The organism is Microbacterium lemovicicum, from assembly GCF_003991875.1.
In the GTDB taxonomy this organism is placed as follows: domain Bacteria; phylum Actinomycetota; class Actinomycetes; order Actinomycetales; family Microbacteriaceae; genus Microbacterium; species Microbacterium lemovicicum.
Map to the genome: position 1 here is coordinate 1498172 of NZ_CP031423.1, position 19944 is coordinate 1518115.

The following is a 19944-nucleotide window of genomic DNA, read 5'->3' on the forward strand; positions in this document are numbered from 1 at the left end:
ACTGCGGGACTCCCCCATCACGCCGCTGTGACGAGCTCGAGGAAGCGCCGGTGGAACCGGTGCTCCCCCGCGACCTCGGGATGGAACGCCGTCCCGAGCAGAGGGCCCTGCTGGGCGGCGACGATGCGACCGTCGTCGAGGGCGGCGAGCACGTCGACGGAGGGACCGACGCGTTCGATGACGGGCGCCCGGATGAAGGTCGCGTGCACCGGCGGCGTGCCGAGGGCGGGCACGTCGAGTTCCGTCTCGAAGGAGTCGGCCTGACTCCCGAAGGCGTTCCGGCGCACGGCCGCATCCAGACCCCCGAAGGTCTGCTGGCCGGCGATGCCGTCGAGGAGTTCGTCGGCGAGGAGGATGAGTCCGGCGCAGGTGCCGTAGACGGGCATCCCGCCGGCGATCGCCTCGCGGATGGGCTCGCGCATGCCGAACAGGCGCGACAGCTTGTCGATGACGCTCGACTCCCCGCCGGGGAGCACGAGCCCCCCGACCTCGGCGAGCTCCTCGGGGCGACGGACGAGCACCACGTCCGCGCCGAGCGCCGTGAGCACGCGGGCGTGCTCACGGACATCGCCCTGCAGCGCGAGGACCCCGACGCGTGCGGATGCCGTCGACACGAATCGCCCGGCGTCCGCTACCAGCCGCGCTCGGCGAGGCGGTGCGGGGCGGGGAGGTCGCTGACGTTGATGCCGACCATCGCCTCGCCGAGGCCGCGCGAGACCTCGGCGACGACCTTCGCGTCGTCGAAGAACGTCGTCGCCTTCACGATGGCTGCCGCGCGCTGGGCGGGGTTGCCCGACTTGAAGATGCCCGAGCCGACGAAGACGCCGTCGGCTCCGAGCTGCATCATCATGGCGGCATCCGCAGGGGTGGCCACGCCGCCGGCGACGAAGAGCACCACGGGGAGGGATCCGGTGGCCGCGACTTCGGCCACGAGCTCGTACGGCGCCTGCAGGTTCTTCGCCGCGACGTAGAGCTCGTCCTTCGAGAGCGAGCGCAGGTGGTTGATCTCGCCCTGGATGGTGCGGATGTGCTTGGTGGCCTCCGAGACGTCGCCGGTGCCGGCCTCGCCCTTCGAGCGGATCATCGCGGCGCCCTCCGTGATGCGACGCAGCGCCTCGCCCAGCGTGGTCGCGCCGCAGACGAAGGGCACCGTGAAGTTCCACTTGTCGATGTGGTTCACGTAGTCGGCGGGTGAGAGCACCTCGGACTCGTCGATGTAGTCGACACCCAGCTCCTGCAGCACCTGGGCCTCGACGAAGTGGCCGATGCGCGCCTTGGCCATCACCGGGATGGAGACCGTCTCGATGATGCTGTCGATCATGTCGGGGTCGCTCATGCGCGAGACGCCGCCCTGGGCGCGGATGTCGGCGGGCACGCGCTCGAGCGCCATGACGGCGACCGCTCCGGCGTCCTCCGCGATGCGGGCCTGCTCGGCCGTGACGACGTCCATGATGACGCCGCCCTTGAGCATCTCTGCGAGGCCGCGCTTGACGCGTCCGGTTCCGGTGTCCGCGGTGCTCATGGCGTTCCTCTCGGCGGCGCGCCGCCGGCGCGCGATGTGACTGGTCCAGGTCGGGATATTGACCTAGGCCAAAAGCTAGCATGGGCCGCATCGTAGGTTGGAGGACGGAGGTCGCATGGACACGGGCATCACAGGGCGGACGGCGGCCGAGATCGCGGGCAGCCTGCGCACTCTGGTCGAACGGGGCGCGCTGCGACCCGGCGACGCGCTCCCCTCCGTGCGCGCGCTCGCCGAGACGCTGGGCGTCAACCGCAACACGGCGGTCGCCGCGTACCGGCAGCTCACGCAGGCCGGCGTCGTCGTGACGCGGGGCCGGGGCGGCACCCGCGTCGCGGAGTCGGCACCCGTGGCACAGGAGGGATTCGCCGCCGACAGCGTGCTGCGCGACGTCGGCACCGGCAACCCCGACCCCGACCTCATCCCCCGCCTCACCGGCGTGCTGGACCGCGTCGCCGGTCGCCCGGTGCTCTACGGCGAGCCGGTCATCGATCCGGCGCTCGAGTCATGGGCGCGGGAATGGATGTCGGGGGCCCTGGCTCCCGACGACATGCGTCTCACGATCACCAGCGGCGCGGCCGATGCGGTCGAGCGGCTGCTGGCCCAGGCGCTGAACCGCGACGATGCGGTGGCGCTCGAGGATCCGTGCTTCCTGCCCAGCATCCACACCGTCCGCCTCGCCGGCTACCGTCCGGTGGCGGTGCCCGTCGACGCCGAGGGCATGACGGTCGACGGACTGCGCTCCGCGCTCGAGCAGGGGGTGCGCGCCGTCATCCTCACGCCCCGCGCGCAGAATCCGACCGGGGCGAGCCTGAGCGCCGGACGCGCGGCGGCGCTGCGCGACGTGCTCGGCGACCACCCGTTCGTGCTCATCATCGAGGACGACCACTTCTCGGCCCTCGCCCGGACCGAGCTGCACTCGGTCATCGGCCCTCAGCACCGGCGATGGGCGGTCATCCGCTCGGTGTCCAAGTTCCTCGGCCCTGACATGTGCCTCGCCGTGACGGCGTCCGACCCCGACACCGCCGACGCGCTCGCCACCCGGCTCACCCCCGGCACCACCTGGGTGAGCCACCTGCTGCAGCGCCTCACGCACGCGCTGATGACCGACGAGCAGGTGCTCGCGGGCATCGAGGGCGCCCGCACGCACTACGCCGACCGCAACACCGCCTTCGCCGACCGCCTCGCCGCACGGGGGCTGCCGGCCGAGGTGCGCGACGGGCTGAACCTGTGGGTGCCGCTCGGCGCCCCGGCCGCGGAGGTGTCGGCCGGCCTCATGCGCCGGGGATGGCTGGCGCGGACGGGCGACGAGTTCGTGCTCGACGGAGAGGCATCCACCCACCTCCGTCTCACCGTGCACCAGCTGGATGATGCCGATGCCGATCAGCTGGCCGACGATCTGGCCGCGGCGGTCACGACCGCGGGATCCCGCGCACAGCGGTGACCTGCGCGGGAGGTGGGAGGATCGGAGGATGAAGATCCTCTCCATCCAGTCCGCGGTCGCCTACGGCCACGTCGGCAACTCCGCGGCGGTCTTCCCGCTGCAGCGCATCGGCGTCGAGGTGCTCCCCGTCTACACGGTGAACTTCTCCAACCACACCGGCTACGGAGCGTGGCGCGGACCCCTCATCAGCCCCGATGACGTGCGCGAGGTCATCAGGGGCATCGAGGATCGCGGTGTCTTCGGCGAGATCGATGTCGTGCTGTCGGGCTATCAGGGCGGCGAGGGCATCGGCGACGTCATCCTCGACGCCGTCGCGCGCGTGAAGGCGGCGAACCCGTCGGCCGTGTACGCGTGCGACCCCGTGATGGGGAATGCGAGATCCGGATGCTTCGTCGCACCCGCCATCCCGATCCTCCTGCGCGAGCGGGTCGTCCCCGCCGCCGACATCATCACGCCGAACCAGTTCGAGCTCGGCTTCCTCACCGGCACCGAGCCGGACAGCATCGAATCGACCCTCGCGTCGGTGGACGCGGTCCGCGCGACCGGCCCCCGGACGGTGCTCGTCACCAGCGTGGAGCGGCCGGACGCCGAGGAGGGCACGATCGAGATGCTCGTCGTCGACGACACCGGAGCGTGGATCGTGCAGACGCCCCGGCTGCCGATGAAGGCGAACGGCTCGGGCGACGTCACCGCGGCGCTGTTCACCGCGCACTACCGCCGCACGGGCGACGCCGCGGACGCGCTGGCACGCACGACGTCGAGCGTCTTCGACCTGCTGCAGACGACGCTGGACTCCGGTTCCCGCGAGCTCAAGCTGGTGGAGTCGCAGGAGGCCTACGCGCACCCGCGGATGCAGTTCACCGTGCGGCAGGTGCGCTGACGCGTCGCGATCCGATCCGCTCAGCTCGACGGGCGATCCCGCTCGTCCAGCGAGGAGCGCAGCGACGGGACGAGAGCGCCCGGATCGTCCCGCTCAGCGCTGCGTCGGCCAGGCCTCGGCCACCGCGACCCGCACGTCGCCGAGCAGCTGCGGCAGCGCCTTGGTGCGCGCGATGATCGGGAAGAAGTTCGCGTCGGTCGCCCACCGCGGCACGATGTGCTGGTGCAGGTGCCCGTCGACGCCCGCGCCGGCCACGGCGCCCTGATTCATCCCCAGGTTGAAGCCGTCGGCGTGCGACACCGAGCGCAGCACGCGCATGCCGATCTGCGTGAGCTCGCCGATCTCGGCGACCTCCTCGGCGGTCGCCTCGTCGTACAGGGGAATGTGGCGGTACGGGCATACCAGCAGATGGCCCGAGTTGTACGGGAACAGGTTGAGCAGCACGTAAGCGGTCTTCCCGCGCGCGACGATCAGGCCGTCCTCGTCCGACATCTTCGGCGCCGCGCAGAACGGACACTCATCGCGCATCGCCTGCGGACCGGCCTGGATGTAGGCCATGCGGTGCGGGGTCCACAGTCGCTGGAACGCGTCGGGGGCGCCCGGCAGACGCGCCGCGTCGACGAGCCGGGCGTCCGCGGCATCCGCTCCCCCGGCATCCGTCCCCGAGGCGCCGGCGCCGGATGTCACGCGAGGTCCTCCGCGGTGTTCACGAGCGCATGGGTGGCGATGGCGGCCTTCACGCGCTCGATCGCGGCCTCGACGGCCACGCCGTTCTCCTGCGAACCGTCGCGGAACCGGAACGACACCGTGCCGCCGGCGCGGTCCTGCTCGCCGGCGATGAGCATGATGGGCACCTTCTGCGTGGTGTGCGTGCGGATCTTCTTCTGCATGCGGTCGTCGCTCGCGTCGACCTCGGCGCGGACGCCGGCTTCACGCAGCGTGCCGACGATGTCGTAGAGGTAATCGGCGTAGTCGGCGGCGACCGGCACCGCGACGACCTGCACCGGCGAGAGCCACACCGGGAACGCGCCCGCGTAGTGCTCGAGCAGGATGGCGAAGAAACGCTCGATCGAGCCGAACAGCGCCCGGTGGATCATGATGGGGCGCTTCTTCTGACCGTCGCGGTCGGTGAACTCCAGCTCGAACCGCTCGGGCAGGTTGACGTCGACCTGCACGGTCGACAGCTGCCAGGTGCGGCCGATGGCATCCTTCGTCTTCAGGTCGATCTTCGGACCGTAGAACGCCGCCTCGCCGGGAACCTCGGTGACCTTCAGGCCGCTCGCGTTCGCGACGTTCCGCAGGGCGTTGGTGGAGTACTCCCAGAAGTCGTCGCTGCCGATCCACTTGGACTTCTCGTCGTCGCGCATCGAGAGCTCGAGCTCGAAATCCTCGAGGCCGAAGTCGCGGAGCATCGAGATGACGAACTCCAGCACGCGGGTCGTCTCCTCCTCCAGCTGCTCCGGGGTGACGAACAGGTGGGAGTCGTCCTGGGTGAAGCCGCGCACGCGGGTGAGCCCATGCAGCGCGCCCGAGAGCTCGTTGCGGTACACGGTGCCGTTCTCGGCCAGGCGCATCGGGAGGTCGCGGTAGCTGCGTGCACGCTCCTTGTAGATCAGGATGTGCATCGGGCAGTTCATGGGCTTCAGGTAGTAGTCCTGGCCCTGCTTCGTGACGTTCCCGTCGGCGTCGCGCTCCTCGTCCATCACGATGGGCGGGAACATGCCCTCCTTGTAGGTGACGAGGTGGTTCGACTGCAGGAACAGGTCCTGCTTCGAGATGTGCGGCGTGTAGACGTAGTCGTAGCCGCCCGCGACGTGCCGGCGACGGGCGTGCTGCTCCATCTCGCCACGGACGATGCCGCCGCGGGGATGCCAGACGCTGAGGCCCGAGCCGATCTCTTCGGGGAACGAGAACAGGTCGAGCTCGCGGCCGAGCTTGCGGTGATCGCGCTTGGCGGCCTCCTCGAGGCGCTGCTGGTAGGCGCGCAGCTCGTCCTTGGTCGCCCACGCGGTGCCGTAGATGCGCTGCAGCTGCGGGTTCTTCTCGCTCCCGCGCCAGTAGGCGCCCGCCATGCGGGTGAGGTCCCAGCCGTTGCCGATGATGCGGGTGGAGGGCACGTGGGGTCCGCGGCAGAGGTCCTTCCAGACCGTCTCGCCATCGCGGTTGACGTTGTCGTAGATCGTCAGCTCGCCCGCGCCGACCTCGACCGAGGCGCCTTCGCCGGCGGTCGCCGCCGAGCCCTTCAGGCCGATGAGCTCGAGCTTGAACGGCTCGTGGGCGAGCTCCTCGCGGGCCTCGTCGTCGGTGACGACACGGCGGACGAAGCGCTGGCCCTCGCGGACGATGCGCTCCATCTCCTTCTTGATGGCCTTGAGGTCCTCCGGGGTGAAAGGGTCGTCGACCTTGAAGTCGTAGTAGAAGCCGTCCTGGATCGGCGGCCCGATGCCGAGGTCGGCCTGCGGCTTGATCCGCTGGACGGCCTGTGCCAGCACGTGTGCGGCCGAGTGGCGGAGGATGTCGAGGCCGACCGGGCTCTCGATCGACACCGGCTCGACGACGTCGGTGTCCGTGAGGACCGTCGCGAGGTCCTTGAGCTCGCCGTTCACCCGCAGGGCGATCACGGAACGGTCGGGGAACAGGGCGAAGCCGTCGCGGGGCGACGAGCTGTCGGCGGCGGGGGTGACGTCGGTCAAGATGATCTCCAAAGGCTCCCGTCCAGGCTACCGGCGCGCACCCGGGGCGCGCGCCGGGCGCCGTCAGTCGCCGAGGTGCTTCAGTGCCTCCCGCCGGGACAGCGGGCTGAGCCCGTGCGCGTCGACGAAGGCGCGCACCCAGCCGGGATCCGTGCGGGCGTAGTCCCGCAGCGCCCAGCCGATCGCCTTTCGGACGAAGAACTCGCGGTCGTCGGTGTTCGCGGCGATCACGTCCCCGAGCAGCCCGACGTCGGTGCGCGCGCGGCGTCCCAGCTGGGCGATGATCGCGCTGCGACGGATCCACATGTCACCGTCGTCCGCCCACGCGCGGACGAGCGCGGAGGCGGGCAGCGGGTCGTCGTCGAGGAGCTCGGCGACGCGGTGCGAGAGCTCGTCGGTGTAGTCCCACCACTGTCCGGTGCGCACGAAGCGCTCGATGAGGCCCGGCAGATGCGGATCGCGCCGCAGGTGGGGCGAGGAGAGCACCGCCAGGGCCGCGTACCGCTCTTCCCGATGGGATGCCGCGTCCCACAGGTGCTCGACGAGGTCGCGCAGGGTCGCAGCATCCGTCAGGTCGCGGGTCACGGTCCGAGCGATGGCCCGCGTCGCGGGCAGCGTGACACCCAGGAACGGCATCGACGACTTCATGTACGCCTGCTGTGCGGGCGCCCGCCGCGGGTCGGCGGCCTCGCGGAGCCGCTCCCGGATGAGGTCGACGAGATCGCGGGCGGCCGCAGCATCCGTCATCGCTGCGTGCCGCCGATCACGGCCAGCGGGCGAGGCGGGCGGCGGCGTCGTGGGTGGCGTGCAGGAAGTCGAGAACCAGCCCCTCCGGATCTGCGGCGGCGCGCACGGCCTCGAGGGGCAGGATGAACTCCCCCAGCGTCGTGTCGTAGCGCGCTCCGTCGGGAACGTCCGCGTCGGCGTAACCGTCGGGGGCGGGGTAGGCGTAGGAGTAGAACGCGCCCTCTTCGCCGCCGCCGGGCCAGAAGCCCGCGCTGCTCAGCTCATGCGAGTACCCCTCGCGCATGACGAAGTCGGGGCAGTTCGGCGCTCCGCCGGGATGCGGCGGCGCCTCGCGGCCGGAGAAGCGGGTGACCGCGAGGTCCATGGCTCCCCAGAAGAAGTGCACCGGACTGCACTTGCCGATGAACTCGCCCCGGAACTGCTGCAGCACCCGCTGGGCGAAGAGCAGCTGCCGCCAGAAGGCGTGCGCGGCGTCGGGATCGTAGGACGCGTGCACCTCGTCGTCCGCGAACGGGATCGCGTCGGGCACCTCGTTGGGCGAGGCGAAGATGTGGATGCCCAGACCGAGGCGCGCGAGGGCCGCCTGGACGTCGGCGTAGAACGACGCCACGGACTGCGCGTGCAGCGGAAGCACCTCGCTCTCTCCGCCTGTCGTCCGCAGGATCAGACGGTGGTCGACGAGGTCGAACTCCGCATCCCAGCCGTCCGCCGGCGACGGGACGAAGCCGGTGGCGAGGCCGCTCGCCGTCACGTACAGCGGCACGTGCCACCAGTGGTTGATCGGCGGTGTGCTGACCATGCGCATCTTGCCGATGATCTGCACCCACATGTGCAGCGTCTCGCGCGTCGGCGTCCAGGAGTCGACCCGCAGCAGTGGCAGCTCAGTGGTCATGCGTTCAGGCTCTCCTGGACGTGGACGGACCGGGGTTCATGTTGCGTCCGAACAGGAACCAGACGAGCGGGCCGAGGAACGGGAACACGAAGACGACCACGATCCACATGACCTTGTACCCGGTCGACAGCCGCGTGCTGCGCGCGATGCTCACGAGGGCGAGGATCAGCGGCAGCAGGAGGACGAGGAGGATGAGCAGATGCCAGCCGGTGAGAGCGGAGAACATATGTTGACTGTGGCATGGATCGACGCCGCATGCGTCGTTTTCCTCCGGGCGTCGAACGGATGCCGCGGCTCGGGTCTCAGACGCTCGATGCCGTCGACGCGCCGGGCGCGAGGATGATGATCGCCGCGCCGAGCAGGGCGACCGCCGAGCCCACGTAGTCCCAGACCGTCGGCGCGAAGCCGTCCACGATGATTCCCCAGGCGAGCGAGCCGGCGACGAACACCCCGCCGTAGGCGGCGAGCACCCGTCCGAAGTTCGCGTCCGGCTGGAAGGCGGCGACGAAGCCGTAGGCGCCGAGGGCGATCACGCCGAGGACCGCCAGCCACCAGCCCTTGTCCTCGCGGACGGCCTGCCAGATGAGCCAGGCGCCGCCGATCTCGGCGACGGCGGCGAGCACGAACAGGACGATGATGCGCGCGGTGGTCATGGCGGCCAGTCTGTCAGCGCGTGTCCGCGGCTCGGAACGGTGGTCGCCGCATCCGTTCTCTCAGCTCGCGGTCGTCGCCCGTCGCACGGCGTCGTCGAGCTGCGTCGAGAGCGCGCGCCATGCTCCCGCCTCGTACGCCACGACGAGACTCGTCGGGGCGGCCAGCACCACGAGCAGGCACAGCGAGAGGGGCAGTCCCGCGACGGCCAGCACCACGGCGAGCACCGTGAGGCCGAGCGAGACGATCTGCAGCGCGACTCCGCGGGGCCAGGCGCGCACCAGCCAGGCGTGGAGCAGCAGCAGCGCGGTCAGGTAGAGGAACACCGGGACCGCCATCGCGAGCACCGCGGTCACGGTCGAGACCTCGTAATGCTCGTCGAAGACGTAGCCGACGACGTGGAGGCCGGCGCCCACGGCTGCGATCGAGGCGAAGACCAGGACGTGGCCGTAGCCCCACGGGAAGGAGCGCTCGCGGGCGACGGCGAGGATCGGCGCCGAGGGGAGCAGGAAGTACGTCCACCACAGGGCGAAGGTGAGTGCGACGCCCGCCGCGATCACGACGATGGCGTCGAGTGTCCAGCCCTCTGAGCCGGAGATCGCCTGCGCAGCCGCCAGCGTGCCCAGCACCGTCTCCCCCAGCGCGATGATCGCCAGCAGACTGTAGCGCTCGGCGATGTGGTGCGGATGCCACGGGGTCGACCCGGTGCCGCGCGTCATGCCGCGACGCTCGGCGACGATCGGTCCAGACAGCTCGATGACCCACAGGAGCATCGCGCCCACGAGGGTGCCGGTGACACCGAGCGGAAGGATCGCGACGAGCACCCAGCCGATCTGCGCGATGCTCACCGCCACGGCGTAGGTCAGGGCGACCGATCGGTGCCGCGGATCGCCGGCGGCTGCCCGGAGCCACTGCGCCACCATGGCGAGGCGCATCACGATGTAGCCGGCGACGAGCACGGCCGTGTCGACGGGCAGCCCCTCGTCGATCGAGGCGAACATCGGGGGGATGCCGATGGCGAGCACGACGACGCCCGCCATCTGCACCATCGTCGTCACGCGGAACACCCAGTCGTCGGTGTCGTACGCCGAGGCGAACCAGGAGTAGTTGATCCACGCCCAGATGATGGCGCCCATGGCGAAGGCGAAGCCGCCGACGGCTGATCCGCCGTGGCCGACGGCGATGCCGTGCGCCAGCTCGTTGCCCGCGACGCCGAAGGCCGCGACGAAGGTCAGGTCGAAGAGCAGCTCCAGCGGGGTCGCCGCCCGGTGCGACCCGGTGGTGCTGCGCCCGCTCATGCGCTGGATGCCGTGTCGATAGAACGCGGTCTCGGCCACGTCGTCTCCGCTCTCGTAGGGTGCGAGACCCATCATGGCGTGAGGATGCCGCGGCCTGCCCTGGGCGGCCGCACTAGCCTCGGACGATGCGGAGAGAGCACGTCGACTCGACGGCGATCGACTCGGTCGGCTACGACCCGACGACGTCGGTGCTGGAGATCGCCTTCACATCGGGAGAGGTCTACCGGTACTTCGCCGTTCCGCCGTCCGTGCACCGCGGCCTCATATCGGCGGACAGCGCCGGTCGCTTCTTCGCCGAGCGGATCCGGCATGTCTACCCCGACGAGCACATACGGCGCTGATGGGCCGCCACCGCCCCGGAAACACGAAAACCCCCGGAGAACCGGGGGCTTTGCTGTGCGCGATACTGGGATCGAATTAGTACATAAGTCGCCGGCAAGATCCGCGAGATTGCAGCGAGTCGCCAGTCAGTGAGCGGGATCGCGGCCCTCGGTGTTAAGGTCATGAGTGGACACCGATGGACACGAATACCCGTCCACTAGGGCACGTTAGGGCACGGCGACAGGGGCACGGCATGGCGACGAAGCGCAAAGCGAGCCGGGCCTCGTGGGGCAAGACGCGCAAGCTGCCGAGCGGTCGCTACCAAGCGAGCTATGTCGCCCCTGACGGCGAGCGCTACAACGCCCCGATGACGTTCTCGGCGAAGACCGACGCCGACACCTGGCTAGGCGGCGTGCGAGCCGACATCTCGCGCGGCGCGTGGACGTCGCCCGCAGCGGTCGCCGCCGAGCGTGCCGCCCGTGATCAGACGCTCGGCGCCTACTTCGAGACCTGGCTCTCGACGCGCAACCTTCGCGATCGCACGGTCGATGAGTACCGTCGCCTGTTCCGCTCCCCCAATGCCCGCAAGCCGAGCGACAAGGGCGGCCCGCTTGCGCCCCTCGCCCCGCTCGCCCTCGCCGCGATCACGACGACCGTCGTCGATCGTTGGTATGGCGCGCAGACCGCCAGCGGGACGAAGACGCAAGCAAGTCGCGCCTATTCATTACTGAGCACGCTCTTCAAGTCGGCCGTCGCTCGAGACCTCGCCCCCTCGAATCCCTGCCGCGTCGAAGGCGCTCAGACTGCGCGCACGGGCAAGAAGGTCGAGCCGCCCACCGACGCCGAGCTCGCGACGATCCTCTCGAGCATCACGCCCCGCTATCGCGCCCTCGTCGTGGTCGCCAGTGCAGGCGGCCTTCGATATGGGGAGGCGACCGCCCTGCGGGCGAAAGACGTCACGATCGAGCGAAACGACGAGGGGCTTGCGACGAACGTGCGACTCAACGTGAAGCGCGCGGCCGTCCGCACCGCCGGAACGATCCGCGAGGGCGACACGAAGACGGCCGCCGGCGTGCGCTCGGTCGCGATCTTCGGACTAGACGCCGTCGATGTCGCCGAGCACGTACGCGGCCTCATCGGCGACGCGCTCCTGTTCCCCGCCGCCGACGGGGTGAGCTTCCTCGCGCAGGCGACCTTCTGGCGGCACTGGAACGACGCGCGAACGGCGGCGGGTCGCCCTGACATGCCCTTCCACGCCCTGAGGCACTACGCGGGCACCCGCTACGCCCAGACGGGAGCCACGCCTCGCGAGACCATGGCGCGCCTCGGTCACACAAGCCTCGCGGTCGCCATGCGCTATCAGCACACGACCGACCGCGACGACGAGCTCGCCGCCCGCGCTGCGCGTCGCTGATCTTGACCTAAGCGCCCAGAACGAACGAAGCACTCTCGCCCCGAAGCATTTGGAACGGGGTAGTCCAGTCCACGCCGTGAGCAATACAAGCGTCGGGCACCTTGACCTTGCTTTTGCGGGCTGGCTCAGACTTCTCCATCGTCACGACCGTCAACTGATGTGCATGCGCGTATGCAACGAGCTGGTAGTCGGCGACGCTCAAAAAGCCACTGACCGCCGCGGCGGTGAAGTGGCCGGCGCTAGCCCACGTCGCGACGGCAGTCAGGCTGCTAGCGCACCCGGCGTCCATTGGAACAAAGAAGCCTGGTCTACTCGCGGCCCACGCCGAGAGGTCGTCGCCACCCGCTGCGATCTCGGCGCCGATCGGCTGAATGCTGTGAAGGAGGCCAGCGGCGAATGAGCGATCGAGCCAATCCCAGAATGCCGGAACGAAATCGAGCCCATAATGCGCGCGATTCGATTGGATGAACACATTCGCGTCAAGCAAGTACATCAAGCCACCCCCAGCTTGTTGGCCATGCCCTCGAATGTTGAGCGCTTGGCCGATCCGAGCAAGCTGAACGCGTCTCGGTAAAGCGTTCGGCCCTCCATCGCATCCACAATCACCGCACGCGCGAACGTCTGGCTGATCCGTAGAGGCTGTGTGTTGTAGTAGTCGCCCCCGCTGCCCTTGCGCGCGTCGATGATCTCTTTGAGACGGGAGAGCTCGGTCTTGTAGCGGGATCGATAGTCGTCCCATTGCAGGAAACCGGCGTCGTAGATGCGCTTGAGCACAACTAGGGTGCTCACTTTGTAGATTCGGGCGAAACGTTGCAACTCGGGCAACTCGGCGCTGTTCCTATAATCGGCTCTGATGCTGCTAATCGGCACAAGTACCTCAGCGGCAACCTTGTTGGCCCAAAGCTCGTGGTCATTGCTGGTCACTCGGGCCATTGGAGCGTCTGACAGGGCGCTCTCTCCCAGCCAAATGTGAGCGAGCTCATGGATCAGGGTGAAGATCTGCGCGGCTTTGGTGTCGGCGCCGTTGATGAATACGAGCGAGGCCAGCGGGTCGCTAAGAGCGAATCCGCGGAACTCTTTCGGGCGCAGCACGCGGTGCGTGTTGCTGCCAACGATCCCCGAAACCATGACGAGCACGCCCGTCTGCTCCACGGCGTCGATGAGCTGACGCAACGCGTCTTCCCACGAAGAGAAGCGGGCGCGGCGATCAGTGTTGAAGTCGAGAGCTCGACGTATCTCCTCGGCGACCAGCTCGTGAGAATCGCTGACGTCAGCAGAACCTACGAACGGCAGAGGGTCGAGCCCCTGATCCACGGCGTAGGCCCGATACCAGTCCTGCCTCTGCTGAGCCTCGTAAATGGTGTCCAGTAGATCAGCGCTCGGACTCGCGACCGCGGCGTTTTGCATTGTGCGAAAGTCGGGGATGGGGACCGACTCGACGGGTGGCTGCGGCAGGAACAGGTACCCCAACGGAGCGTGAGTCGCGTTCGCGAACTCTTCGAGCTGTCGGAACGTGGGCGGTAGCCCTTCGCCAGCGGCCCAACGCGAGAAACGCTCGTATCGCGCGCTCTCGGTACTCATCCCCGAACGGTTCAGGGCCCAGGCCAGCAGGTTAGGGTTCACGGGCACGCGGACGGTCACGGCGATCCCCCCTCACGCATGACACGAATATACACAGGCGCATCGACGGTGCCCTGAAGGCTTGCGCGGCGAGGGACGGATGTAGACCGACACAGCAGAACGCCCCTAGCCGAAGCTGGGGGCGTTCGCGTGGTGGTCGCTCCAATCACGTCCAGACGCGGAAATCGAGGACTGTACCGGTCGCCGTCGCTGTTGCGCCGAGGAACTCGACGCCGTGCGAGTTCACGGCGGCCGGCGTAACGATCTTTGCGGCAGCGAGGCGGGCGGCATCGTGGTCGATCCGCTCGGGCGGCTGAGCGACAGGGATTCGCACCATCTGAGAGGGCATCACTTCTTCTTTCTGTGGAGGGTGTTTCGAGGGGTCATGAGGAGCGGGCTCGCGTGAGCCTCGCGGTGGTCACGGGCGGTCTCGTGGGCACGCGCGCGATCGGTGAACGGGCCTACCGCGAAGCCGCATGTGCAGGCCACGATCGACCCGGTCTCGCGGGAGCGATCCACTCGGCAGGCATGGGCGGTCATCGCAGGAAGAGAATCGACCCGGCGACGGACGCTCGGCTCATCGTGTAGGAGCCGGGGAAGCTCGCGCGTGCCGCGACGTCGATCGTCGAGCCGGGAGCGAGCTCCTCGAGCGCCGCCGCGGGAATGCGGATCAGGCGACCGATACGAACGGCGGGAATGGTGCCGTCAGCGATGCGACGGCGAACCGTCTTGACCGAGACGTGCAGGTGGGCAGCGGCTTCGTCGAGAGTGACGAGCGAACGAATCATCGCGGGATGCTTCCTATGAATCAGGAAGCGTGACCCGGAGACTCGGCCGATCCGTGCCGCTAGCTCTAGTGTCCGCCTTCGGCCTAGTGGCCTACCGCCGCGTGCGGTTCGTTCGTAGACGAGAGTGTGAGGGTTGCCCCTCGGATCACGATGAGATTAACACGCATTCACTACGTCTTCCGTTAGGCGTGCATGCCTAGCGTGTCCGCGTGTCGTGACGGGGTTCCCCGTTCCGGTTCCGGTTCCCCCCTATAGGGGGTGGGAACCGGGGAACCGTTTGCACGGCACTGGTTCCGGGAACTCAGAACCGGTTCCGGGAACCAACGAAGAGTCGGGTCTTGCTACCTGTTGAGTGTCGCTCTTGCAGCTTGCCTGCTGTCGCATACGTCGCATGCCTCGCGCAGAGCTCACTCGTTCGCCGACCCCTCTGCCCGAGGCTCGAAACTTCGACGCTGAGGCACGCAAGGGGCACGGTCGTCGCCATGGAACGAAAAAACCCCGCCGGAGCGGGGCTTTCCTTGTGCGCGATACTGGGATCGAACCAGTGACCTCTTCCGTGTCAGGGAAGCGCGCTACCGCTGCGCCAATCGCGCCTGTACAGGCTTTTCAGTTGTGAGCGAGGTGGCGACGGGATTCGAACCCGTGTAAACGGCTTTGCAGGCCGGTGCCTAGCCGCTCGGCCACGCCACCGTGTGTGTGGTTTGACCCCACGTGCTGAGCCGGTCCCGAAGGGGATTCAACACTCGAGCGGATGACGAGACTCGAACTCGCGACCCCAACCTTGGCAAGGTTGTGCGCTACCAACTGCGCTACATCCGCATGTCCGGATCGCTCCGGGCACTCCATGACTTTAGCCGATCCGCGGCGTCGCGCAAAACCAGCGCCGCACCCGCGTGTCTCCGCGACCCCGCGTTCGGATGCGCCGCCGATATCCGGTAACATCGGACCCGGCCCACGGGCCGACGGGCGATTGGCGCAGTTGGTAGCGCGCTTCCTTCACACGGAAGAGGTCATCAGTTCGAGTCTGGTATCGCCCACCACCTCCCCCGGAACTCCTGCTCGAGTCCGGGGGTTTCTCGATTCCGCTCAGCGTCGCCGCGTGCCGCGCACAGCCCACACGAGGGCGATCAGCGCCACCACACCCCACAGCCCCCACAGGAACCAGGCCGCACCCGGAGCGACCAACGGACCGGACGTGCAGTAGCTGGCGTCGGGATCCGTGCCGGAGTCGTAGCAGGCTCCGTACGTCACGCCTGAGAGGGCGACGAGCACGGGCACGACCAGCGCGACGAGAACGACCAGCCACCGGCCGACCGGTGCTCTCCGACGTTCGCCGACTTCCTGGGCCACACCGCCAGGATAGGAACCTCTTCGGTCAGACCGCGATGGTCCAGCCATAACGATTGTGAAGCGCCTGCGCGACCCGGAGGAAGCGTGCGGGATCGAGCGCCGCGGCCTCGCGTCGCATCCCGGCCTCGTGCACGCTGTAGATCTGCTCGACGTCGACCCATGACGGACGTCCCGCCGGATCCCACTCCCCCGACCCGATCGACAGGAAGTCGCGGCTGCCGTCGTGCGCCTTGCTCGTCAGCCGGACGGCATAGACGCGATCCGCGGTGTGCCGCCCGATGATGAGCACGGGCCGGTCCTTGCCGCGGCCGTCGTTCTCCTCGTACGGCACCCACGTCCACACGACCTCGCCGGCGTCGGGGTCGCCGTCGGGGTGGGGCGTGTACTCGATGCGGAGTCCGCCGCGCGCGGGCGGCGCGACCTCCACGGTCGCAGATTCGGATGCTGCACCACGGCCGGCCGGCGTGGCGGGAGTCCGCCGCGGGCCCGGGGCCGCAGCATCCGTCCGCAGTCTCGCCTTCGGCGCCCTCGTGCCGGTCGGAGCGCTGTCCGCGCCTCGCGTTGCGGAGCTCACGACGTCCAGGACGCGGGAGAGGATGCCGGCCCAGCCGCGTCGCTCTGTCACACTCTCAACCTAGCCGCCGTCGTCTCCCGGGCACGCGGAAGGGCGCCGCGGTCGCCCGCGACGCCCTCCGTGTCTTCGTGTGTCAGTCGCGCGCGTCGGAGAGGACGTAGCCCTCTTCGCCGTGGACGACGGTGTCGATGCCGGCGATCTCGTCCTCGTTCTTGACGCGGAAGCCGATCGTCTTCTGGATGATCCAGCCGATGACGAAGGCGAGCACGAACGAGTAGATCAGCACCGAGAAGGCGGCGATCGCCTGGACGAGCAGCTGCGTGCCGTCGCCACCGAGGAACAGACCGGTGCCGTTGGCGAAGAAGCCGAGGTACAGCGTTCCGATGAGACCGCCGACGAGGTGGATGCCCACGACATCGAGCGAGTCGTCGAAGCCGAGCTTGAACTTCAGCTCGATCGCGAGGGCGCAGACGGCGCCGGCGACGATGCCGAGGAGGATCGCCCAGACCGGCTGCAGCGAGGCGCAGGCGGGGGTGATGGCGACGAGACCCGCGACAGCGCCCGAGGCGGCACCGACCGAGGTGGGCTTGCCGTCCTTGATCTTCTCGACGACGAGCCACGCCAGCAGGGCTGCGGCGGGAGCGGCGATCGTGTTGACGAAGGCGAGTGCGGCGGTGCCGTCGGCGGCGAGCTCGGAGCCGGCGTTGAAGCCGAACCAGCCGAACCACAGCAGACCGGCGCCGAGGAGCACGAACGGCGGGTTGTGCGGGACGGCGATGCCCTTCTGGAAGCCGACGCGCTTGCCGAGCACCAGGGCGAGAGCCAGGGCTGCGGCACCGGCGTTGATGTGCACCGCGGTGCCGCCGGCGAAGTCGATCGCCCCGACGCCGAAGGCCTCCTGAAGGCCGTAGGTGATCCAGCCGCCGTAGGCGAAGCTGCCGTCATCGGCCAGGCCGAAGTTGAAGACCCAGCTGGCGACCGGGAAGTAGACGATGGTGGCCCACAGGCCGGCGAAGATCATCCAGGCGCCGAACTTGGCACGGTCGGCGATGGCGCCGGAGACGAGGGCGACGGTGATGATCGCGAAGGTGGCCTGGAACGCGACGAAGGCCAGCGGCGGGTACGCGGCCCCCTCCGGCGTCTCCAGCAGGCTCTCGAGCCCGAGGGCCGAGAAGTCGATCGACCACGGGGCGCCGAGTCCGTCGGCCGACGGGAACGCGATCGCGTAGCCGTACAGCACCCAGAGGACGCCGATGAGGCCCATGGCCCCGAAGCTGAGCATCATCATGCTGATGACGCTCTTCGCCTTGACCAGTCCGCCGTAGAAGAACGCCAGACCCGGCGTCATGAGCAGCACGAGCGCTGCGGCGATCAGGATGAATGCGGTGTTACCTTGATCCATCTCGGGTGGAACCTCTCTGCAGGGACGCAGTGTTCTCGCGTCGGGTCCGCCCAGTCTCGGGCCACGGGGTTTCGAGCCGCGTGCAGGTCGTGTTTCACGGAGGTTACGCGGTACGCCCTGGCGTAAACATCGCGTTTCGCGATGCTGGAGGCGTGCGATCCGACTCACTGAGGAGTGGATGCTGCGGCCGACGCCGCACACGGTCACTCGTGCGTGAGCGCCACCAGCCGGGAGATCGCGCGGAGGTACTTCTTGCGGTAGCCGCCGCCCAGCATCTCCTCGCCGAAGACCTGGTCGAGCGACGTGCCCGTCGCCCGGATCGGGATCTGCGCGTCGTACGCGCGGTCGATGAAGGCGACGAGCCGCAGGGCGGCCGCCTGGTCGAGCAGCTGCGTCACGTCGCGGATGCCGATGACGCTGAGGCCGTCCAGCAGACGGATGTAGCGGCTGGGGTGCACGGTGGCCAGGTGGGCGATGAGCGCGGCGAACGCGTCATCGGAGACGAGACCGCGGGCCGCGGCATCCGTCATCGCCGCCTCGTATCCCGCCTCGTCGAGCACCACGGCGTGGCCGTCGATCGCGCGCTGACGGTAATCGGTGCCGTCGATGCGGAGCGTCTCGAAGTGGGCGCTCATGGCCTGGATCTCGCGGAGGAAGTCCTGCGCGGCGAAGCGGCCCTCGCCGAGCGCGTTCGGCGGGGTGTTGGAGGTCGCGGCGATCTTGGTGCCGCCGGAGACGAGCTCGCCGAGGAGACGGGTCATCACCATCGTGTCGCCGGGATCGTCGAGCTCGAACTCGTCGATGCAGAGCAGGTCGGAGCCGCGGAACAGCTCGACCGTCTTCTGGTAGCCCAGGGCGCCGACCAAGGCGGTGTACTCGATGAACGAGCCGAAGTACTTCCTGCGCGCCGGCATCGCGTGGTAGATCGAGGCGAGCAGGTGGGTCTTGCCGACGCCGAAGCCGCCGTCGAGGTAGACGCCGGGCTTGGTCTCGGGCACCTTCTTCGCGCGCCGGAACAGGCCGCCGCCGCGCGGGGCAGGGGCTCCCGCGCCGGAGAACGCCTGCAGCGTCTCTTTCGTCTCCTGCTGGGAGGGGTACGCGGGGTCGGCGCGGTACGTCTCGAACGTCGCACCGTCGAACTGCGGCGGCGGCACGAGCGCGGCCACCATGTCGGCACCCGACACGCTCGGCGACAGCTCGGAGAGGCGGATGACACCGGTACGCGCCGAAGTCGGGGTCGAGGCCATGAGACCGTCCTGTGTCGCTGTCTTACTGTGCGGATGCGCGTCCGCCGCGAGCGCATAGGGTCGAAGGGACGGTGTCAACCCTACGCCGTTCCATCGGCGCACCCTCCGCGTCAGCGCATCAGGAGATCCCCCATGACCGTCGAGACCGACACCTCTTCCGGCAAGTTCGCCGAGTACGCCCATCCCGAGCGTCTCGTCACCGGGGACTGGCTGCAGGAGCGCCTCGCTGCGCCCGGCCTCGTCGTGGTCGAATCCGATGAAGACGTGCTGCTCTACGAGACCGGGCACATCCCCGGCGCGGTCAAGGTCGACTGGCACACCGAGCTCAACGACCCCGTGGTGCGCGATTACGTCGACGGCGCCGGATTCGCCGAGCTGATGAGCCGCAAGGGCATCTCCCGCGACGACACGGTCGTCATCTACGGCGACAAGAACAACTGGTGGGCCGCCTACGCCCTGTGGGTGTTCTCGCTGTTCGGCCACGAGGACGTGCGGCTGCTCGACGGCGGCCGCGACAAGTGGATAGCCGAGGGCCGCCCGCTGACGACGGATGCCACGACACGCCCTGCGGCGGAGTACCCGGTCGTCGAGCGCGACGACTCGGCCCTCCGCGCCTACAAGGAGGACGTGCTCGCGCACCTGGGCAAGCCGCTCATCGACGTGCGCTCGCCGGAGGAGTACTCGGGTGAGCGCACCTCCGCCCCGGCTTACCCCGAAGAGGGCGCGCTGCGCGCCGGGCACATCCCCTCCGCGCAGAGCGTGCCGTGGGCCAAGGCCGTGGCCGAGGACGGCGGCTTCAGGTCGCGCGCCGAGCTCGACGCGATCTACCGGGACGGCGCCGGCCTGCGCGACGGCGATGAGATCGTTGCCTACTGTCGCATCGGCGAGCGCTCCAGCCACACGTGGTTCGTGCTGCAGCACCTGCTCGGCTTCGACGGCGTCCGCAACTACGACGGCTCGTGGACGGAGTGGGGCAGCGCCGTGCGCGTGCCGATCGCGGTCGGCAGTGAGCCCGGCGAGGTCCCCACCGTCTAGGTCGCTCGCCGCGCTCGCCCCGCTCGACCTTTCGCGAGACGTCGCAACACGCCGCGCCCTCGCGGCCCG

General features: G+C 69.0%; 22 protein-coding genes and 4 tRNA genes. 6 read left to right on the forward strand and 20 right to left on the reverse strand.

Annotation, left to right across the window (positions count from 1 at the left end):
- Positions 1–17 precede the first annotated feature (17 nt).
- Together pdxT and pdxS are read right to left on the reverse strand one after the other, a co-directional pair.
- Complete coding sequence (gene pdxT, locus CVS47_RS16920; RefSeq protein WP_241240305.1) at positions 18–614, reverse strand: pyridoxal 5'-phosphate synthase glutaminase subunit PdxT; 597 nt, start codon at positions 612–614, stop codon at positions 18–20.
- 17 nt (positions 615–631) lie between these two features.
- A complete protein-coding gene (gene pdxS / locus CVS47_RS16925; protein WP_241240306.1) occupies positions 632–1522 on the reverse strand; it encodes a pyridoxal 5'-phosphate synthase lyase subunit PdxS in 891 nt (296 codons plus the stop codon).
- A gap of 115 nt (positions 1523–1637) precedes the next feature.
- Here pdxS and CVS47_RS06960 point away from each other — a divergent pair, with 115 nt between their 5' ends.
- Both CVS47_RS06960 and pdxY read left to right on the forward strand, forming a co-directional pair.
- Positions 1638–2963, forward strand: a complete 1326-nt coding sequence (locus CVS47_RS06960) for an aminotransferase class I/II-fold pyridoxal phosphate-dependent enzyme (protein ID WP_127095454.1) — start codon at positions 1638–1640, stop codon at positions 2961–2963.
- Positions 2964–2991: 28 nt separating this feature from the next.
- Positions 2992–3843: a pyridoxal kinase PdxY gene (pdxY, locus tag CVS47_RS06965; RefSeq protein WP_127095455.1), complete on the forward strand. Its 852-nt coding sequence runs from the start codon at positions 2992–2994 to the stop codon at positions 3841–3843.
- A 93-nt stretch (positions 3844–3936) separates the two neighbouring features.
- Here pdxY and CVS47_RS06970 read toward each other — a convergent pair whose 3' ends face one another.
- From CVS47_RS06970 to CVS47_RS07000, 7 genes are all read right to left on the reverse strand, one after another.
- Positions 3937–4530 carry an HIT family protein gene (locus tag CVS47_RS06970; protein ID WP_206502774.1) on the reverse strand — a complete coding sequence of 198 codons (594 nt, stop codon included), beginning with the start codon at positions 4528–4530 and terminating at the stop codon, positions 3937–3939.
- Entirely contained in the window at positions 4527–6536 is a 2010-nt protein-coding gene (gene thrS / locus CVS47_RS06975; protein ID WP_127095456.1) for a threonine--tRNA ligase, read from the reverse strand. Before thrS ends, CVS47_RS06970 begins: the two co-directional genes overlap by 4 nt.
- Positions 6537–6599: 63 nt before the next feature.
- Entirely contained in the window at positions 6600–7283 is a 684-nt protein-coding gene (locus CVS47_RS06980) for a DNA alkylation repair protein (protein WP_127095457.1), read from the reverse strand.
- 16 nt (positions 7284–7299) lie between these two features.
- The gene (locus tag CVS47_RS06985) at positions 7300–8175 is read right to left on the reverse strand and encodes a DUF5996 family protein (RefSeq protein WP_127095458.1); all 876 of its coding nucleotides are present in this window, start codon (positions 8173–8175) and stop codon (positions 7300–7302) included.
- Positions 8176–8179: 4 nt separating this feature from the next.
- Positions 8180–8401 carry a PLD nuclease N-terminal domain-containing protein gene (locus CVS47_RS06990; protein WP_127095459.1) on the reverse strand — a complete coding sequence of 74 codons (222 nt, stop codon included), beginning with the start codon at positions 8399–8401 and terminating at the stop codon, positions 8180–8182.
- A 76-nt stretch (positions 8402–8477) separates the two neighbouring features.
- Complete coding sequence (locus CVS47_RS06995; protein WP_127095460.1) at positions 8478–8828, reverse strand: YnfA family protein; 351 nt, start codon at positions 8826–8828, stop codon at positions 8478–8480.
- A gap of 60 nt (positions 8829–8888) precedes the next feature.
- Entirely contained in the window at positions 8889–10199 is a 1311-nt protein-coding gene (locus tag CVS47_RS07000; RefSeq protein ID WP_241240307.1) for a low temperature requirement protein A, read from the reverse strand.
- Positions 10200–10249: 50 nt separating this feature from the next.
- Between CVS47_RS07000 and CVS47_RS07005 the strand changes: the two genes are divergently transcribed.
- A complete protein-coding gene (locus tag CVS47_RS07005) occupies positions 10250–10465 on the forward strand; it encodes a KTSC domain-containing protein (RefSeq protein ID WP_127095461.1) in 216 nt (71 codons plus the stop codon).
- Positions 10466–10698: 233 nt separating this feature from the next.
- Positions 10699–11859: a tyrosine-type recombinase/integrase gene (locus CVS47_RS07010; protein WP_164734613.1), complete on the forward strand. Its 1161-nt coding sequence runs from the start codon at positions 10699–10701 to the stop codon at positions 11857–11859.
- 7 nt (positions 11860–11866) lie between these two features.
- On the opposite strand, the gene CVS47_RS07015 is transcribed toward CVS47_RS07010, so the two are convergent.
- From CVS47_RS07015 to CVS47_RS07040, 7 genes are all read right to left on the reverse strand, one after another.
- Positions 11867–12352 (reverse strand): DUF4411 family protein, encoded by a 486-nt coding sequence (locus tag CVS47_RS07015; RefSeq protein ID WP_127095463.1) that lies wholly within the window; start codon positions 12350–12352, stop codon positions 11867–11869.
- Positions 12352–13500, reverse strand: coding sequence for an ImmA/IrrE family metallo-endopeptidase (locus CVS47_RS07020; protein ID WP_206502782.1), 1149 nt, complete (start codon positions 13498–13500; stop codon positions 12352–12354). The genes CVS47_RS07015 and CVS47_RS07020 overlap by 1 nt, the downstream gene beginning before the upstream one ends.
- Positions 13501–13645: 145 nt before the next feature.
- Positions 13646–13816 (reverse strand): hypothetical protein, encoded by a 171-nt coding sequence (locus CVS47_RS16765; RefSeq protein WP_164734614.1) that lies wholly within the window; start codon positions 13814–13816, stop codon positions 13646–13648.
- Between the two features lie 199 nt (positions 13817–14015).
- The gene (locus CVS47_RS07025) at positions 14016–14267 is read right to left on the reverse strand and encodes a helix-turn-helix domain-containing protein (protein WP_127095464.1); all 252 of its coding nucleotides are present in this window, start codon (positions 14265–14267) and stop codon (positions 14016–14018) included.
- A gap of 521 nt (positions 14268–14788) precedes the next feature.
- Positions 14789–14860, reverse strand: a tRNA-Val gene (locus tag CVS47_RS07030).
- Between the two features lie 26 nt (positions 14861–14886).
- Positions 14887–14957, reverse strand: a tRNA-Cys gene (locus CVS47_RS07035).
- Between the two features lie 56 nt (positions 14958–15013).
- Positions 15014–15086 (reverse strand) — tRNA-Gly (locus CVS47_RS07040).
- Between the two features lie 145 nt (positions 15087–15231).
- Between CVS47_RS07040 and CVS47_RS07045 the strand changes: the two genes are divergently transcribed.
- Positions 15232–15307 (forward strand) — tRNA-Val (locus CVS47_RS07045).
- A 46-nt stretch (positions 15308–15353) separates the two neighbouring features.
- Here the strand turns inward: CVS47_RS07045 and CVS47_RS07050 are convergent.
- From CVS47_RS07050 to zapE, 4 genes are all read right to left on the reverse strand, one after another.
- Positions 15354–15617, reverse strand: a complete 264-nt coding sequence (locus CVS47_RS07050; RefSeq protein WP_127095465.1) for a hypothetical protein — start codon at positions 15615–15617, stop codon at positions 15354–15356.
- A 25-nt stretch (positions 15618–15642) separates the two neighbouring features.
- Entirely contained in the window at positions 15643–16242 is a 600-nt protein-coding gene (locus tag CVS47_RS07055) for a type II toxin-antitoxin system PemK/MazF family toxin (protein ID WP_241240308.1), read from the reverse strand.
- Between the two features lie 82 nt (positions 16243–16324).
- Entirely contained in the window at positions 16325–17593 is a 1269-nt protein-coding gene (locus CVS47_RS07060) for an ammonium transporter (protein WP_127095466.1), read from the reverse strand.
- Positions 17594–17796: 203 nt separating this feature from the next.
- On the reverse strand, positions 17797–18840 hold the full coding sequence (gene zapE, locus CVS47_RS07065; RefSeq protein ID WP_127095467.1) for a cell division protein ZapE: 1044 nt from the start codon (positions 18838–18840) through the stop codon (positions 17797–17799).
- Positions 18841–18972: 132 nt separating this feature from the next.
- Between zapE and CVS47_RS07070 the strand changes: the two genes are divergently transcribed.
- Positions 18973–19875, forward strand: coding sequence for a sulfurtransferase (locus CVS47_RS07070; RefSeq protein WP_127095468.1), 903 nt, complete (start codon positions 18973–18975; stop codon positions 19873–19875).
- Positions 19876–19944 lie beyond the last annotated feature (69 nt).

Bases quoted from the DNA above. Each gene is read 5' to 3' on its own strand.
- CVS47_RS07070 (WP_127095468.1), top strand. From the start codon at position 18,973: ATGACCGTCGAGACCGACACCTCTTCCGGCAAGTTCGCCGAGTACGCC.
- CVS47_RS06980 (WP_127095457.1), bottom strand. From the start codon at position 7,283: ATGACGGATGCTGCGGCCGCCCGCGATCTCGTCGACCTCATCCGGGAG.
- CVS47_RS06985 (WP_127095458.1), bottom strand. From the start codon at position 8,175: ATGACCACTGAGCTGCCACTGCTGCGGGTCGACTCCTGGACGCCGACG.
- CVS47_RS07015 (WP_127095463.1), bottom strand. From the start codon at position 12,352: ATGTACTTGCTTGACGCGAATGTGTTCATCCAATCGAATCGCGCGCAT.
- CVS47_RS07025 (WP_127095464.1), bottom strand. From the start codon at position 14,267: ATGATTCGTTCGCTCGTCACTCTCGACGAAGCCGCTGCCCACCTGCAC.
- CVS47_RS07000 (WP_241240307.1), bottom strand. From the start codon at position 10,199: ATGATGGGTCTCGCACCCTACGAGAGCGGAGACGACGTGGCCGAGACC.
- CVS47_RS07060 (WP_127095466.1), bottom strand. From the start codon at position 17,593: ATGGATCAAGGTAACACCGCATTCATCCTGATCGCCGCAGCGCTCGTG.
- CVS47_RS06960 (WP_127095454.1), top strand. From the start codon at position 1,638: ATGGACACGGGCATCACAGGGCGGACGGCGGCCGAGATCGCGGGCAGC.
- CVS47_RS06995 (WP_127095460.1), bottom strand. From the start codon at position 8,828: ATGACCACCGCGCGCATCATCGTCCTGTTCGTGCTCGCCGCCGTCGCC.
- CVS47_RS07005 (WP_127095461.1), top strand. From the start codon at position 10,250: ATGCGGAGAGAGCACGTCGACTCGACGGCGATCGACTCGGTCGGCTAC.
- pdxY (WP_127095455.1), top strand. From the start codon at position 2,992: ATGAAGATCCTCTCCATCCAGTCCGCGGTCGCCTACGGCCACGTCGGC.
- CVS47_RS16765 (WP_164734614.1), bottom strand. From the start codon at position 13,816: ATGGTGCGAATCCCTGTCGCTCAGCCGCCCGAGCGGATCGACCACGAT.
- pdxS (WP_241240306.1), bottom strand. From the start codon at position 1,522: ATGAGCACCGCGGACACCGGAACCGGACGCGTCAAGCGCGGCCTCGCA.
- CVS47_RS06990 (WP_127095459.1), bottom strand. From the start codon at position 8,401: ATGTTCTCCGCTCTCACCGGCTGGCATCTGCTCATCCTCCTCGTCCTC.
- zapE (WP_127095467.1), bottom strand. From the start codon at position 18,840: ATGGCCTCGACCCCGACTTCGGCGCGTACCGGTGTCATCCGCCTCTCC.
- CVS47_RS07010 (WP_164734613.1), top strand. From the start codon at position 10,699: ATGGCGACGAAGCGCAAAGCGAGCCGGGCCTCGTGGGGCAAGACGCGC.